We start from the raw sequence: 17,175 nt of genomic DNA on the forward strand, positions 1-17,175 counted from the left end.
TTATCATAAATGAATTTTATTCAGTTCCCTTACTTAGTCGGCCATCCCGGATTCTGATTCAGCTCATGGTCCATCTGGATTTCATCCGGTGGTATGGGTAACAAGTAATCACGATCTTCATTAAACTTGTAGCCTTCAGGCAAGTACTCTTTCAACGGATCCATCCATCCTTCATTATCTGTCAGTACATGATTCAGTCCTTCTTTCCGCAATGTAGGCGAAAAGCTCAGATAAAGTACACCGTCTTTGCCCAGATAAGCTCCACGTCCGCGTCCTTCCACACCTTTCAACGTTCCGGCTACCCTCCAACGCATCAGGTCATCCAAACGAAAACCTTGCAGAGATAGCTCTGAGCGTCTTTCCCGACGTACCTCCTGCACTGCCGGCGGCAGGCCTTGGAAAGGGAAGTGAGGATCAGCCGCCGGAGTAACATAGGCCACACCGGCTCTTTGACGCAATGGCTTCAATGTTTTCTCTGCCACGCCATCGTTATACAGCCCCAATTCGGCGGCAGCTTCAGCATAACAAAGCAATCCTTCGGCATAGCGGAACATGACATGAGCCGTTTCACAATTGCCGGTTACATAGGTCGTATCAATGCCAAGGCGAGTATGGAACCCGGTCACGTTCTTGTAAATACCATCCCCATTCAAGCGCGGAGATGAAATATCTTTATTCTTTTCCTTTTGTTCTTCTTCGGTACCTGTCTCGTCATACGCTCTCACATTCATCAAGCTATTAGATTTGAACTTACAACCAGTATGCATCACCATAGCCAAAAGTCTTCCGTCACGATCTTTAAATACCTCATTAAAGTCCTTATACTTTTCATCGGTCGGATCAACCGGCGTACCATCCACATTCAGAAAGTTATCCACCAAAGACTTGGATAGTCCCGAAGGCTTCACATTATCTGTTACTCCACCGCTAAGCTGTTGAGTAACGGTATTGAACACGCCATCAGCTATTGAATATTTTTTCCAAAAAGTCACTTCACTAATGTTGGAAAGATCGTTTGAATTGAATAGCTCCGAAAAAGCATCATCTATATTGGTAGCTTTCGGATTGGTTGCTGTCATATGCAAAGTCAGTCCGGCCGGGAACAAATATTGATCCCCCCAATTCATCACTTCCTTAAAAAACTCTTCAGAGTTATCTTCCGTTGCAAAATCAGTTCCCTTGTGATACTTCTCCCACGAACCTTCGTACAAAGCGACTCGCATAGCCAGAATCATGGCCGTTTCTCTGTTGACACGCAATCCACTGTATTTACTGCGAGAATGCAAATTAGCACGAGCCTCCGGTATCAACCCAATAGCCGCTTTCAAATCGTTCAGGATAAAACGAGCTGCATCCGCACGTTTTGTCGCAGGAATTTGTAAACCACCCAATGTAGCATTACCGTCCCAGAAATCATCCATAATGGGAATATTACCAAAACGTGTGAGCAGATAGAAGTGCCAATAAGCACGGAAGAAATACGCTTCCCCTCTCAATGAAAGCACTTCGTCCGTTTCGTCCACCTCGGAAACTGCGTAATAATGGAAAAAGTAATTCACCATACGCAAGTTTTTATAGCCTTTATTCCAATCGTCAGAGCCACTGAATTGATTATTCTCTCCATTCAGGCGCATATCATACTTTTCCGAAAGGATATTGTCACTGTTCACCTCTTCTCCTCTGACACCAATACCATATTGAGCCGGAGCCGGTAGAGAAGTATACAAATTATTTATATAGCTTTCTACATTCTCTCTGGTTTTCAAGAAATCTTCATTGTTAGGCTGCGTATAGGGTTTACGGTCCAAATAATCGGAACACGCCGACAACAGTAAGCCTGCAAAAACAGTCAGGATAATTATTTTATTTTTCATGATAGCGTTCCTCTTTAATTAAAATGTAAAATCAAGTCCAAACACGAAATTACGGTTCATCGGATACACCTTTCCGTTACCATTCTGATTTTGAGCCGAGGTAAGTCCCGGAGCAGCCGCATTACTTCCGCCTGCCCACGCGTTCACCTGATTAAGGGTTTCCGGATCAAACTGATTCGGCAGTTTACTGATGGTAAACAGGTTATCGCATGTAAAGTATACTTTCAGGTTACTTAGTCCAATATTCTTCAACAATTGAGGCTTAAAAGTATAGGATACTGTCAAGTTTTTCATACGCATATATGCCGCATTCAGCATATAGCGGGTAGTATTATATCCCGTATTGGCATTCGTTGTCTGGGCATCGGTCGTCAGTCGAGGTAGATATCCATTGGGATTCTCGGGACTGAAATAATCGAGATGCTCCTTGAACCATTCTTTACCACCGAATAGGTAAGTACTGGCGGCCATCGGAAAATCTCTCTTGGCAACTCCTTGCAGTAAAGTGGATATTTCAAATCCCTTATATCCTACGTTTAGATTGATACCGAAACTGTATTTGGGAGTAGCATTACCGATAATTTTCAAATCACCATGGTCGGCCAATGTACCCTTACCCGGGTCCACTTTACCGTCACCGTCGGAATCAATGTATTTCAAGTCGCCTCGTTGCCATTTGTCGCCGGACTTAAAGAAACTAAGATCTACTTGTCTGAGGTATGCGTCCACTTCGCGATTGGACAGAAAAAGATCATTCGCTTCATATCCCCAAATCTCACCTATGTCCATTCCTTCATAATATCCTTTATTAGTTGCCAAACCGGTATGATTGTTGTATATCAATCCCTCCGGATTGTTGTATTTGGTAACAACAGCTTTGTAATTGAATACATTGAATCCTATGCCATAGCTAAAACCACATTTTAGCTGGTCCTGCCAGTTTACAGACAATTCCCAACCACGATTACGCAAAGTAGCGTTATTGACTTTCGCACGGTCAGCCGTACTAATACCTCCGAGATTCGGAATAGCTTCAGCAGGACCAATCATGTCGCGCGTGGTACGCTGATAAATATCGGCAGTAATAGACAGTCGGTTATCCAACAACATCAAGTCGATACCTAAGTTGGCATTATCCACCTTCTCCCACGTAATATACGAACTGATCATCTTAGGCGTAGTGGCTAAAGTTCCTTTTTGAGGAGTAGCTTGCACACCGGGTAACAGCCAAGCATTAGGTGAATCGGAGGTCAAGCTCTGAATCCCGAGGTAATCATAGAGTCCCGCTCCGTTCTGATTACCCAAGCGACCGTAAGAAACACGTACTTTCAATTGAGAAACCGGCAGATTCAGCGCTTTGAAATAGTCGGTACGAGAAATGTCATAACCGGCTGAAAAAGAGGGGAACAATCCCCAGCGATTTCCCGGAGCAAAACGCGAAGAACCGTCATAACGTCCACTGAATTCCAGAAAATAAATCTCCTTGTAATTCCAATTCAGTTTAGCGTACATACCCATTGTAGCCCAATGCGTCCGGTCTTCACCTGCCAATACTTGCCCGTTAGCATTCACAAAAGAGAATATATCACTAGTCAGCAATCCGTCTTTATAAGTATAACCATTCGAATTTTCTTGCAGTTCCATCTGGAAACCCGCCATCGCCTTAAAGAAGTGGTCGCCCCAAGCATGTGTGTAGGATGACGATATGTTTGGAGACAGGTAGTAGTTGAATGTATTACCGCGTGTATAAGAGCCCCAATTAGAGTTTTTCCAGTTCATGCCCGGATATTGATACCCCTGTTTGGTTCCCTTACTTATATCCAACGTTCCGTCAGGTTTTTCGGCAGTAGGATATCCGCGTTTGAAATCATTGTTTTCTACATCGAAGCGTACTTTCATTTCACCTACAATATCCCACCCTTCCAGTGGAGTAATCGTAGCGGCAAACGACATCGCATCAGAAATTCTGTTCTGCACATAATGCGATTGTTTCAGATAACGGTATTCGGAATTGTCATTATATTCCGACTTTACAGGAAGATGGGTAGGAGAATTCGGAAAGCTGCTTCCGATAGTTCCATAAAAAATGGTCTGGTTAGCCATCGGACGCTTCAGTATATTCAGTGAAAGGTTATTATTGAAATTAAACTTCAACCATTTATTGGCTTGGATCTGAAACTTCGAGTTTACATTGTACTTACTCAAGTTATCGTCTACTTGATCCAGTAATCCTTCCTGGTAAATATATCCCAAACCTACGTAGTAATTAAATTTATCAGACCCTCCCGTTACGCTCAGATTATGAGAATGGCGGATGGAAGCTTTTTTAAAGTAGTAATCATACCAGTCGGTATTGGCATACACAGCATCTTTAGAACCTGCCCAACCGGTACCGTCCGCATTAGGTCCTATGCCCGGGAACTTTTCCGAATAAGGATTCTCCATAAAGCCCTGCATCTTTTCGATGAGCGCATCAGGAATCGAGTGTTTTACTCCATCGTTATCATCTCGTTCGTTCAGATAATTGGCAAATTCAATGGAATTCATCATTTGGGGCATATTAATAGGAGAACTGAATCCTACAGTACCACTGTAAGATATACGTGTTTTTTCCTTTTTACCACTTTTGGTAGTGACGATAACCACACCATAGGCGGCACGTGCACCATAAACGGCAGCAGCAGAAGCATCTTTCAATACACTAATGGTTTCGATGTCGGCAGGATTCACGTTCTGCAAACTTTGCTCCACTCCGTCTACCAATACATAAGGTTCGCCTCCATTGATAGAACCGATACCACGAATATTGAATTTAATTTCGGCACCGGTCTCACCACCTACACCATTAGCAACCGCATCAGAAGAGAAGTTTAAACCGGCTACGTTACCCTGAAGGGCACTCGTGAGGTCAGTGACCGGACGGTTGACAATAGCATCGGAACCCACAGTAGCCACAGCCGCCGTGATGGTGCTTCGCTTCTGTTTGTCCATACCTACTACTACCACTTCATCCAATACTTTTGTATCCTCTTTTAACGTAAATCGGTTGCCTTCTGCTTTTGTCACCTTTATTTCAAGGGGAGTAAAACCGACATAAGAAATAACCAATGTGTTACCTACTTTCCCTTTCACGGAAAAGTTACCGTCAATGTCAGTCAGCGTCCCATCTTTAGAACCTTTCACCATCACTGTGGCACCGATAATGGTTTCACCTTTATCATCTACCACTTGTCCTTTTATCATTTGTTGCTGTGCCAACGCACTTAAAGGAAATGATAGCAGGAGTATCAGAAACAGAATCAAAAATTTCTGTACTCGCATGAACTTCTTTTTTTCCATAATATTGTATTTGATTAATTTAGATTCTCTTTTATTCCGTCGGATTCGCATAATATTCAAACTCTTCTTTTATGACCTTCAACAAAGACTTGTTATTGGTTATGTCAATATCTGTTGCCAAATCCCAACTCATAATGCCTGCATAGTCTTCTTCACAGACATACCTCGCTTTCTTGCGAATCGTTTCTATACTGTTGAAAGTATATGTATTTCCTTTATATGTATATGTATCTTCATTCGTAGTAGCCAAACCATCATTCACGAAATCACAATAGGCAGCAATCAGACTACCCGTAGAACCATAGAAAGGCACTCCCATCACCAGCTTATTCTTAGGGATTCCATATGCCACAGCTACTTCTCCATCTTTTACAAATTGCTCGTAAGGAAAACGCATCACTGCAGGGCCGTAACATTGATAAGAGATAAAATCCAGAGCATCAATAGCTTCCGGGGAAATTTTAAAAGAAACCGGATGCAACGATGCGGTGAAGTAAACATACTTTCCTAATGTAGAACGCATTTGGATTACAGTTGCACTATAATTATTATATTCACTGGCATTTGTAGGCCATTCAAAATCAAAATCAACTCCATCAAAATCATATTGTTCGATAATCTTCTTCACCTCGGAAGCAAATCTTGTACGGGCAGTGGCATCAGCCATCATCTTTTTCCATTCTCCACCAGCAATGCCCAAGCGCAATCTTCTATCTCCCTGTTGTCCCTGTAAAGCGGTACGTATATTATTCAAACGCCCCAGCCAGGAATGTGAATCCTTGCCAGGTTTCGTGGCATCATCGTATTTCCAGTAAGCAAGTATTTTTGAATTATTCCAATTGTCAAAGGTGATAGGGTTTCTACCTGATGTACCTACTACCAGACTGCTTACAAAAGTTTCATCTAAATAACCTTTAAATTTATCTCCAATCAAAAAATCAGTACGTGTATTAGGTACTTCATTAGGGAGAGCACCTACAAAACTTATTGCAGTATTGTTTGTATCCACATAAAGTTTCGCCGTTCCCTGTTCATAAGTCAGCCCAATATAGTGCCAGCCTGTTGCCAGATCAGGAGTGGTAACGGTTGCAACCGAACTTCCAATAGACAGTTTCAAACTATTAGCTGTCGCACCCATTTGAAAAGCAATGATCGTGGAGTTTCCATCCATTTTCTTAAAGAGAAAAGCTCCGTCCACCCATTCACTTATATATATATAGGTACCAAAGGTGAATTTATTAAAGGCCCCATCAGCAGAGTGAAGTAATCCATCACCGCCATTCATAAAACTTGTTCCTTCAAATTTAACCACTCCATTACGACCTTGAAAAGTGCCTGTATGAGATACGTTTGTCATCGTCGCATCATTCAACGGCAATTCAAAAGCTACCTCACCATTTGCATAAGGACGCGCTGCCAAATAAATCAAATCCGTACAAGCACCCATACTGGCTGCCGAAATACGGTTTATTTCAAAAAAATCCCCCCGAATGTAAGAGCAATTAATGAATGATTTTACAGTAGGATCATCCGGTTCTTCCGGTTCACCAGGTTTTCCTGTGATTGCACCTTCAGGAGGAGTACCAGTTGGAACGTCTACCCATTTTGTGTCTTTACAAGCTGTCAACGTTCCAAAAAGGAAGAGACAAAGAAATAGGAATTTGTTTCTCATAAATTTAATAATTAAGATTAGCTTTATTTAATAATTGTGCTGTCCCTTTTGACAATCACGATCACAAATGTAGGCTATATTAAAGGCAAAGAATGTTCTATTTTAGCTACGATTCTTCCAAATTTGTCTAAAATCGTCCATTTCATCGATATATCTAAACATCATAGACATTGTTGGACATCTTACGAATCAAAAAAAGAAAGCGGAAGTATTCATTCCTGAATATTCCCGCCTCTTTTATATTTTATCCTAATATAACTACAACAATTTTCCTACGAAGATATATTATAGGTTTTCTATATCAGAAGATTGAAGACCCGTGTATTTGATAATTGTATCAATGGATATTCCGTCCTCCCTCATCTTTCGAGCAATTTCAATTTGCTTCTTTTGCTCTCCTTTCTCCATCCCTTTCTCCATTCCTTCCTTTATTCCTTCTCTTATCCCTTCCTTTAGCCCTTCTTTCATCCCTTCTTCAGCCGCTTTTCTCCGCATCTCTTCGTTTTTGCGCCGTTCATCCTCCTCTACGATTTGATTGACTCTATATCGATCTAATGCCTTATCATAAGCGATACGATTTTCTTCCGAAAGATCGGCAACTGCTGCCAATCTCGCCAGATGTTCAAACACTTGTTCTTTAATTGATTGATCACAACCATGAAAGCCAACAACAAGATTAGAACGACGTGAGTATAATGTTTCTTTCATCTATAAATTTTGGTAAGTTCACCTGATTTAGAGACTATTCCAGCTTTTTTTAGAAAAGATTGGGCATTCCTTTTATTAGCTGTAATTTTCTTCACTACCTCAACTCTAAGTTCTTCCCGAGTTTTTATTTTCTTTGTAGCAGTCATTATATACCTCCTTTCTTGTACAAAGATAACTATTTAAATCCATAAACATAAAAAACAATCCCAAACTTTACGGATTTATAGCCTTTTATAGTAAGCCGTCTCCCTTTCAATTCCTCCAAACAAACAAGAGAAATGTTCTATTTTTCAGATTAAGAAAGAAAACAAAACTATTGAAGATGGTAATCCGGAATTAAAAGCATCCATATTATCACATATATATGCATATTACTACCACAATACAGCATATATTTTCAGATGATATGCGTTTTCTTTAAAGAAATAAATGATTTTCCTCGGTGAGCAATAAGCCATTCCTCGGTGAGGAACACATCCTTCCTCACCGAGAAAGCCTTCCATACTCACCGACCAAGTTATAAAAGCCCTCGGAAAAGCCTGTTTATAGGCTAGTTCATCATCATATACGCACCAAAAAAGAATGATAAAACAAACTACATACGGGCAAACAGTAAGCATATAGATAGCAATACAGAGGAATTATTTATTTTTAGACAGGAATTATCCAGGATAACAAACAATCCTACATTCTTTCATCCAAAATGCAGAGCGTTTTTTCCTTCACCACAAACAAGTGACTGATATATTAAAAACAGAAAGAATAGAATATACCCTTTTTCAGATCAGCACATTTCTAATCCCATCCTTTCAACAACCATACTCTTTCAGAGTCTGCATCAACTTCGCGCCATTGATCGGCTTCACCAGATAATCATCACAACCGGCTTTCAACGCAGCTACCCGGTCAGCATCAAAGGCATGAGCAGTCAGGGCGATAATTGGAATTTCAGCATTGAACTTCCGGATCTCCGAGGTTGCAGTACGTCCGTCCATAACAGGCATCTTCATATCCATCAGTACCAAATCCACCGGTTGGGTACGGACAATCTCAACTGCCTCCAGTCCATTCGGTGCGTGTAACAACTGGCATTTGTTTTTCAAGATAGAAGATACCAAAAAGAAGTTACTTTGTATATCTTCAACGACCAGTACTCTTTTAGGTACTTTTTTTGTTTCTTCGGAGTCAAGAATATTTTCTTTATTCGCATCCTTCTCATTGTTCCGACGTGAAGAAGTCGGTTCGCTGTTAACCGATTCGAACTGGCATGGCAAAACCGCCCAAAATAAAGACCCTTTATCAAATTCTGACTCAAAGCCTATCTCTCCTCTGCAAGCCTCAACAATGGCTTTACAAATGGACAATCCCAATCCGGTTCCCTGTGCAAATTCATCCAGTTTCTCAAAACGATGAAATACTTTATCTTTTTTATCCTCCGGTATGCCGATACCTGTATCGCGAACGTAAAGACGAATATTTTCGTCTATCTTCTCATACCCCATTTCAATAGTTCCTTTGGAGGTATATTTGATAGCATTAGTTACAAAGTTAGTGAGAATCTGCGCTAACCGGTTTTTATCCAAACGAACGGTACAGGCTTCATAAGGATTCACGGGAACTAACCGAACCTGCGGATTTACTACACGACGATGCATCGAAGCAGCTAATTCGTTGAAATAAACAGCCAAATCAAAATTTTCGTATTTCAGTTCTACCGAGCCGGCTTCTATTTTCGAAAGATCCAGTATGTCGTTAATCAGCTTCAAAAGCAACTCATTGTTGGCATTGATAATCTGAATAAATTCTTCTTTTTCTTCTTGATCTTCCGTCACCATCAATAAGTCGGAAAAACCAACGATAGCATTTAACGGTGTACGAATTTCATGGCTCATATTTGCCAGAAAGGCGGATTTCAACTTATCGGATTGTTCAGCGCGGCTCCTTGCCTTTTCAAGTTCACCAATCATGTGCTGCCGCTCGGTAACATCATCTACACGAATCACGACACCGTCAACATCTCCCTGTTCATTAAATATGGGAGTAGCAAAGACTTCTATGACATGCTTGTTATCCAGATTAAACAAGATAGACTCTACCTGACCGGATTTCCGGGCACGTTGCATCACACAATTCTCACAAGGAGTGGTGCGATTATGGGCTGTCAGATAGCAAGGTTCTCCTTTTTTGTAAGCCTCATAAGAAAGGCTTTTACTACAAAGCGAGATATTCTCCCATTGTACGATATAGTCGTTCGCAATATATGCCAATCCCGAATTAATATTGTTCAATACCAATTCATTCTGACGAATCAAATGGATCATTCTTTGTTCGCTCTCAAGAAGTTCTTTTTTCGAACGCACAACCTCTTCGTAAAGATTGTCATATTTGTTTTGCCACAAAACACGTTCGGTGATATCTTGAGTTATCACCATATAATTGGTAATTTCAGACTTATCATTATGTACAAAAGAAACGGTAATCTCGAAGAATTTTATACCGGACAGATTAGTAGGAAAAAGACGGCACAAGTCATCAAAATCATATTTTGCCATGAAACGCACTGTTTCTCCTTTTCTGATCTGTTCCTTGATTTCATCAGAGAAACTGGTGTAGTTGAATAGATTATAGCCCAAAATATCCTTTTTGTCTTTTATCCCCATTGATCTCAACCGTGAATAATTGACATCTATCATGAGACCGTCCTTATCATACAATTCCAAGCCTACAGACAAGTCATTAAAGATATTATGCAATAAGTTATCAGCTATCCCATTTACCAAAGTCTGTTCCATGCAGCAAAATTTGTATAGTATTACAATATTGATTGTTTATCCAAGCAAAGTTACTTTAATATTTTGTTACATAGAAAGAAAGAGGCCTTTTAGCCTCTTTCAGTATCTTTATTTCGCATTTTGGTATAAGAAGCCTTCTGCTTTCGCTAATGTTTCCGGTTTGCCTATATCAATCAGATGCAACTTTTCTGTCAAGTAACCACCATAGTTTACTTGCCGGCAAGTGGCAAGATAGAAATCCATGATAGAGAATTTTCCATCCCATGAGGGAGAGGTCATCCATTGAAAAATGGCGGGCGAAAGTACATGGATGCCACTGAATGCATATTCCCGATAAAGGGAAGAATCATACTGAAAACCTTCCGGTTTCACTTGTTCCGTATCCTTGTTTATCCATCCGCAAAGTCTCTTATCTGTATCAAAAAGAAGATAGCGGGAGGTTTTACGTTGGCTGGCCAGTAAAGTGGCAACAGCACCGCTTCGTAAATGGTAGTCATATAATTCTTTCAGATTCACGTCTGAAAGAATATCGACATTGTGTATCAGGAAAGGCTCATCGGAGTTTTCAAAGAAAGAACGGGCTTTCTTAATTCCCCCACCGGTGTCGAGCAACAGATCGCGTTCATCGGAAATATGTATGATAAGCCCAAAATTCTCATTGGCTTCTAAGAAATCAAGTATTTGTTCGCCAAAATGATGGATATTAATCACTATTTCTGTGAATCCGGCAGCTTTCAGTTTTAAGATCACATGTTCCAACATCGGATGTCCGGCTATGGGAACCAAAGCCTTCGGCATGGTATCGGTGAGCGGCTTCAGCCGGCTACCCAAACCGGCTGCAAATATCATTGCTTTCATTCTTTCGGTTACTTTCTTCTTTAATATTTACTCTTCTTAGATTGTTGCCTCAAACGTATGTTCGATATTCTGTTCCCGATGCACCAGTTCGACTTTCACACCAAATTTCTGATTCAGGTGCTCTGCCAGATGCTGGGCAGAATAAACAGAACGATGCTGTCCGCCGGTGCAACCGAAGCAGACGGACAAATTGCTGAATCCGCGTTCCATATAACGTTGCACGGAGGCATCCACCAAAGCATAGACATGATCGAGGAAACGGAGTATTTCTCCATCTTCTTCCAAGAAAGTGATTACAGGTTCATCCAGTCCGGTGAAAGGTTTGTAACGCTCATACTTACCGGGATTATTCACGGCGCGACAGTCGAATACATAACCTCCTCCATTGCCGGTAGAGTCATCAGGAATTCCTTTCTTATAGGCAAAACTCATTACTTTGACGGTTAACTGCCGCTTTTTCAGATCGTCCGTAAATTGTTTCAGTCCGGTAAGCTCTCGCAAAACGTTACAGAGATACGGATATTCCGGATATTCTTCTTTCAACAATTCACGCAGGTTTTCGATGGCATAAGGAACACTTTGGATAAAATGCGGTTTCTTTTCAAAGTAACCACGGAAACCATAAGCTCCCAGCACTTGCAGCGTACGGAAAAGGACAAAGTGACGAAGCTGGCTATAAAAATAGGATTCGTCAATCGGTTGGTATTTGCGAAGAGCTTCCATATACTCTTGCAGCAGTTCTTTACGAAGACTATCGGGATATTTCGCTTTCGCTTGCCACAGGAAAGAGGCTATGTCATAATAGAACGGGCCTTTGCGTCCGCCCTGAAAGTCGATAAACCATGGTTCGCCATCTTTTATCATCACATTACGGCTCTGAAAATCACGATACATAAAAGTAGCGGAAGAACTACGAAGCAAGACATCACTCATTTTCTGGAAATCATCTTCCAGTTTATCCTCCTGAAACTCCATACCGGTAGCTTTCAGGAAGCAATATTTAAAGTAATTCAAATCCCACAAAATGGAACGTTGATTGAACTCCGGTTGAGGATAACAACGGGAAAAATCAAATCCATCGGCCCCGGCAAACTGAATGGCAGGAAGCAAACGAATCGTTTTGCGAAGCAACTCTTTTTCCTCTTCTGAAAAGACGCTGGTAGCACGTCCTTTCTCTATGGCATGGAACAACAGAGTATCGCCCAAATCCTCCTGCAAATAATAGGTCTTATCTTCCGAAACGATGCGCACTTCGGGAACAGGCAGTCCACATTTGTGGAAGTGTCCTGCCATATAAAGAAATGCTTCATTCTCATCGATAGAAGCTCCGTAAACTCCAATCAATGTTTCTATACCCGTCAGCCGAAAATAACGGCGGTTGGAACCGGAAGACGGTAATTCTGTTATGTTTTCAGCGGGAACGCCCGTATATGACTGATAAAGTTTCTGTAGTTCTTCGGTAATCATAGTCGTATATTTTCGAGCAAAGATAGAGAATCTAGCTAAATAATACTATCTTCCCGCTGATAAAAACCGGCTACTTTACCTAATCTGCTGTGTACAGGCCTTTACTTCCAATAAGCCGGTTATTTAAAAAAGTTGTTGGAATGGCTCCCTATGAATATAAGATGAAGAATTAGCAATTCTCATTGTATTCAAGGATTTTCAGTGCAGAGATTAAAGATTTTCAGTACAGAAATTTATAATAGTTTATGCAGTCGAGTAGTCATCCCCTTATAAGGTGACAATAATCATTTTGTAAAGTGATAAATAGCACCCTATAAGATGACTATTATCCCATTACAAGGGGACAACTTATCTTTAGAAGGACGGAAAGCTTTAAAGATACAAAATTAAATAGAAAAAAGCAACTATATATAACTCTTTTACCTGAAGGAATACAAAATAAGTTTGCTTTTCAACAAACATTCATCCGAATGTATTATCTTTGTTTTAGTTTAACTGACCTAATCTCATGAGAAGAAAGACCTTTTTACTACTATGCATCGCATTTATCGCACTGTTTATCGGCATCTCCCCTCTTCAAGCCGGTCATTATTACTATAAGCAAATCTCACTAAAAGACGGACTGCCTTCTACCGTACGATGCATCTTAACGGATGAACAAGGTTTTGTATGGATTGGAACCCGCTCCGGACTGGGACGATATGACGGACATGAACTTAAAAAGTATGTCCATCAGTCAAACAACCCTCATTCCATTCCTCACAATTTAATCTACCAGCTGATAGAAGATGTACAAAACAATATATGGATTCTGACAGATAAGGGAGTGGCACGTTATCAGCGGCAAAGCGATGACTTTCTTATACCGACTGATGAAACAGGAAATAATATCATCGCCTATTCCGTCTGCCTGACTGATGATGGAGTGTTATTCGGTTCGAAAAATAAAATCTTTTTCTATAATTATCAGGATGCCACTTTCCGCCTCCTGCAAACGTTTGACCTAGAGCCCAATTATAATGTGACTCTGCTAAGTCTATGGGATAAACGAACATTACTTTGTTGTAGTCGCTGGCAAGGACTACTCCTGCTCGACCTGAATACCGGAAAATGCCGCCGTCCTCCTTTCGATTGCGGAAAGGAAATAATGAACGTACTCATAGACTCACAAAAAAGAATCTGGGTAGCCCCTTACAACGGAGGGCTGAACTGCCTGACACACGACGGTAAACTACTGGCTACATATACTACCCACAACTCTTCTCTAAGTAACAATGTTGTACTAAGTCTCGCCGAACGGGAAGGAGAAATCTGGATTGGAACAGACGGAGGAGGCATTAATATTCTCGACCCGGAAACCGGACATTTTTCTCTGCTGGAACATGTGCCCGGAAGTGACAACTATTCACTTCCCGCCAACTCTATCTTATGCCTATACAACGACTACAACAACAATATATGGGCAGGCAGCATCCGCAACGGACTAATCAGCATCCGGGAAGTTTCCATGAAAACATATACAGACGTACCACCCGGCAACGACCGGGGACTTAGCAACAATACCGTTCTAAGTCTTTTCCAGGAATCTCAAGATCAAATCTGGGTAGGCACGGACGGAGGAGGTATCAACAACTTTAATCCGCTCACAGAGAAATTTACTCATTATCCCTCAACCTGGGAAGACAAAGTTGCCTCTATTTGTCAGTTTACTCCCGGTAAATTATTAATTTCTATTTTCTCACAAGGAGTATTTATTTTCAATCCGGCAACTGGAGAAAAACAACCTTTCACCATTGTCGACGCTGAAACAACAGCACTCTTATGCAATCGAGGCAAGGCTGTAAATCTACTCCGGAACACTCATCACAGCATTCTGTTCCTTGGAGAACATATCTATATATATGATTTGAATACACGTACTTTCAGTACCGCTATAGAACAGGAAGAACAAGATATTATCGGTGCTCTCCTGCCAATCGGCAATTATAGGAACACCACTTATCTAAATGATACGAAGCACATATATGAACTGGACAACCATACAAACCGGCTGAAAGCCCTATACAGATGCTGGAAAGACACGACCATCAACTCCGTTTCAAGAGACGAAGAGGGAAACTTCTGGATTGGGAACAATTACGGATTGGTACACTACAATCCCGCCACCAAAATACAGACTCCGATCCCGACCTCTCTATTTAGTGAAATCACTTTGATCGTATGCAACCAGCAAGGAAAAGTATGGATAGGAGCTGACAGCATGCTTTTCGCTTGGCTTATCAAAGAAAAAAAGTTCGTTCTATTCGGCGAATCAGACGGCGTAATCCAGAACGAATATCTTTCCAAACCCCGCCTGTTAAGTATGCAGGGAGACGTCTATATGGGTGGAGTAAAAGGTTTACTGCACATTAACTGCAAAATACCATTAACAACTTCTGAACTTCCCCAACTCCAATTATCCGATGTCATCATCAATGGAGAATCCGTGAATAACGAATTAACCAATCGACCAACAGGGATCTCCGCTCCCTGGAACAGTAATATCACTATCCGGATCATGTCGAAAGAGAAGGACATTTTCCGACAGAAAGTGTACAGATACCAGATAGAAGGGCTGAATGACCAGCAAATCGAATCGTACAATCCCGAACTGGCTATACGTTCACTTCCTCCGGGAAGTTATAAGATTATGGCTTCATGTACAGCTAAAGATGGCAGTTGGATTCCCAGTCAGGAAGTACTGGAACTAACCATTCTCCCTCCCTGGTATCGGACATGGTGGTTTATTCTTAGCTGTACCGTTCTTACTGCTGCCGCTATTATTGAAACTTTCCGAAGAACTCTAAAGCGTAAGGAAGAAAAACTGAAATGGGCAATGAAGGAACATGAACAACAGGTATATGAAGAAAAAGTACGTTTCCTTATTAATATCAGTCATGAGCTGCGCACACCTTTAACGCTCATACACGCACCGCTTAGCCGGATACTGAAATCGCTTTCTGCCGAAGATACACAATATTTACCTATAAAAGCAATCTATCGCCAGTCACAGCGAATGAAAAACCTTATTAATATGGTACTCGATGTACGCAAAATGGAGGTTGGGGAAAGTAAATTGCAGATACAGCCGTATGCTCTCAATCAATGGATTGAACATGTATCCCAAGATTTCGTCAGCGAAGGTGAAGCTAAAAACGTCCGTATCCGCTATCAGCTTGACCCACAGGTCAATACTGTAAGTTTCGATAAAGATAAGTGTGAGATTATTCTAAGCAATCTGCTTATCAATGCCTTGAAACACAGTCCACAAGATGCAGAAATAACAATTACATCGGAGTTGCTTTCCGAGAAAAATAGCGTACGTATCTCCATCATTGACCGGGGAAACGGATTGAAACAAGTAAATACACAAAAACTCTTCACCCGTTTCTATCAAGGTACAGGAGAGCAAAGCGGCACAGGTATCGGATTATCTTATTCCAGGATTCTGGTAGAACTACACGGAGGCTCCATCGGTGCACGGGATAATCAGGAAGCTGGTGCAACATTCTTCTTTGAACTACCCTTGAGACAACAATCGGAAGAGATCGTCTGTCAGCCGAAGGCATATCTGAACGAATTGATGAACGATGATAGCAAAGAACAGTTACCGGAGGAAAATACGTTTGATACGAGTCCTTACAGTATTCTAGTGGTGGATGACAATCCGGATTTGACGGATTTTCTGAAAAAGTCACTGGGAGAATATTTCAAACGGGTAGTGATTGCTTCCGATGGTGTGGAAGCCCTTCAACTGACCAGAAATCATGCTCCGGATATTATCGTCAGTGACGTGATGATGCCGAGAATGAATGGATATGAACTTTGCAAAAATATAAAGGAAGATATTACGATCAATCACATTCCTATCATTCTGCTGACAGCAAGAGATGATAAACAAAGTCAGTTGAGTGGCTACAAGAACGGGGCGGACGCTTATCTGACTAAGCCCTTTGAGATAGAAATGCTAATGGAAATCATTCGCAACCGATTGAAAAACCGCGAATCTATCAAGAAAAGATATTTGAATACAGGATTAGTCCCTGCGCCGGAAGAGAGCACTTTCAGCCAGGCAGATGAAACATTTCTGCTGAAACTGAATAAAATTATTCAGGAACATCTGGATAGCAGCAATCTGGACGTCACTTTTATCTGCAAGGAGATAGGTATGAGCCGGGCTTCCCTTTACAATAAGCTAAAAGCTCTGACCGATATGGGAGCCAATGATTACATTAATAAATTCCGGATGGAGAAAGCGATCACATTAATCACCAGTACGGACATGTCGTTCACGGAAATTGCCGAGAAGGTCGGCTTCACTACTTCACGCTATTTCAGTACGGCTTTCAAACAATATACAGGAGAAACGCCAACTCAATATAAGGAGAAGAGAAAACAGGAACGGAAAAAAGAGTAATGAGCAGCT

General features: G+C 41.2%; 8 protein-coding genes. 1 reads left to right on the forward strand and 7 read right to left on the reverse strand.

Going from position 1 to position 17,175, the window contains the following annotated elements:
* Positions 1-29: 29 nt before the first annotated feature.
* The 7 genes from KQP79_RS07445 to KQP79_RS07475 all read right to left on the reverse strand — a co-directional run bounded on the left by KQP79_RS07445 (position 30) and on the right by KQP79_RS07475 (position 12,710).
* A complete protein-coding gene (locus tag KQP79_RS07445) occupies positions 30-1,874 on the reverse strand; it encodes a RagB/SusD family nutrient uptake outer membrane protein (protein ID WP_138343139.1) in 1,845 nt (614 codons plus the stop codon).
* Positions 1,875-1,892: 18 nt separating this feature from the next.
* Entirely contained in the window at positions 1,893-5,213 is a 3,321-nt protein-coding gene (locus KQP79_RS07450; protein ID WP_171035996.1) for a SusC/RagA family TonB-linked outer membrane protein, read from the reverse strand.
* 31 nt (positions 5,214-5,244) lie between these two features.
* Complete coding sequence (locus KQP79_RS07455; protein WP_138343137.1) at positions 5,245-6,885, reverse strand: glycosyl hydrolase family 18 protein; 1,641 nt, start codon at positions 6,883-6,885, stop codon at positions 5,245-5,247.
* Between the two features lie 285 nt (positions 6,886-7,170).
* Entirely contained in the window at positions 7,171-7,593 is a 423-nt protein-coding gene (locus KQP79_RS07460; protein ID WP_008648815.1) for a hypothetical protein, read from the reverse strand.
* A gap of 809 nt (positions 7,594-8,402) precedes the next feature.
* Positions 8,403-10,385, reverse strand: coding sequence for a response regulator (locus tag KQP79_RS07465; RefSeq protein WP_004311429.1), 1,983 nt, complete (start codon positions 10,383-10,385; stop codon positions 8,403-8,405).
* 108 nt (positions 10,386-10,493) lie between these two features.
* The gene (locus KQP79_RS07470; protein ID WP_004311428.1) at positions 10,494-11,243 is read right to left on the reverse strand and encodes a nucleotidyltransferase family protein; all 750 of its coding nucleotides are present in this window, start codon (positions 11,241-11,243) and stop codon (positions 10,494-10,496) included.
* Positions 11,244-11,279: 36 nt separating this feature from the next.
* Entirely contained in the window at positions 11,280-12,710 is a 1,431-nt protein-coding gene (locus KQP79_RS07475) for a phosphotransferase (protein WP_004300822.1), read from the reverse strand.
* Positions 12,711-13,218: 508 nt separating this feature from the next.
* On the opposite strand from KQP79_RS07475, the gene KQP79_RS07480 reads away from it, so the two are divergent.
* A complete protein-coding gene (locus tag KQP79_RS07480; RefSeq protein ID WP_264386625.1) occupies positions 13,219-17,166 on the forward strand; it encodes a response regulator in 3,948 nt (1,315 codons plus the stop codon).
* The last annotated feature ends 9 nt before the right edge of the window (positions 17,167-17,175 follow it).

The organism is Bacteroides sp. DH3716P (assembly GCF_025914115.1).
Taxonomy (GTDB): Bacteria; Bacteroidota; Bacteroidia; order Bacteroidales; family Bacteroidaceae; genus Bacteroides; species Bacteroides ovatus.

Coding starts and splice junctions, on each gene's coding strand:
- KQP79_RS07445 (WP_138343139.1), bottom strand. CDS start 1,874: ATGAAAAATAAAATAATTATCCTGACTGTTTTTGCAGGCTTACTGTTG.
- KQP79_RS07450 (WP_171035996.1), bottom strand. CDS start 5,213: ATGGAAAAAAAGAAGTTCATGCGAGTACAGAAATTTTTGATTCTGTTT.
- KQP79_RS07455 (WP_138343137.1), bottom strand. CDS start 6,885: ATGAGAAACAAATTCCTATTTCTTTGTCTCTTCCTTTTTGGAACGTTG.
- KQP79_RS07460 (WP_008648815.1), bottom strand. CDS start 7,593: ATGAAAGAAACATTATACTCACGTCGTTCTAATCTTGTTGTTGGCTTT.
- KQP79_RS07465 (WP_004311429.1), bottom strand. CDS start 10,385: ATGGAACAGACTTTGGTAAATGGGATAGCTGATAACTTATTGCATAAT.
- KQP79_RS07470 (WP_004311428.1), bottom strand. CDS start 11,243: ATGAAAGCAATGATATTTGCAGCCGGTTTGGGTAGCCGGCTGAAGCCG.
- KQP79_RS07475 (WP_004300822.1), bottom strand. CDS start 12,710: ATGATTACCGAAGAACTACAGAAACTTTATCAGTCATATACGGGCGTT.
- KQP79_RS07480 (WP_264386625.1), top strand. CDS start 13,219: ATGAGAAGAAAGACCTTTTTACTACTATGCATCGCATTTATCGCACTG.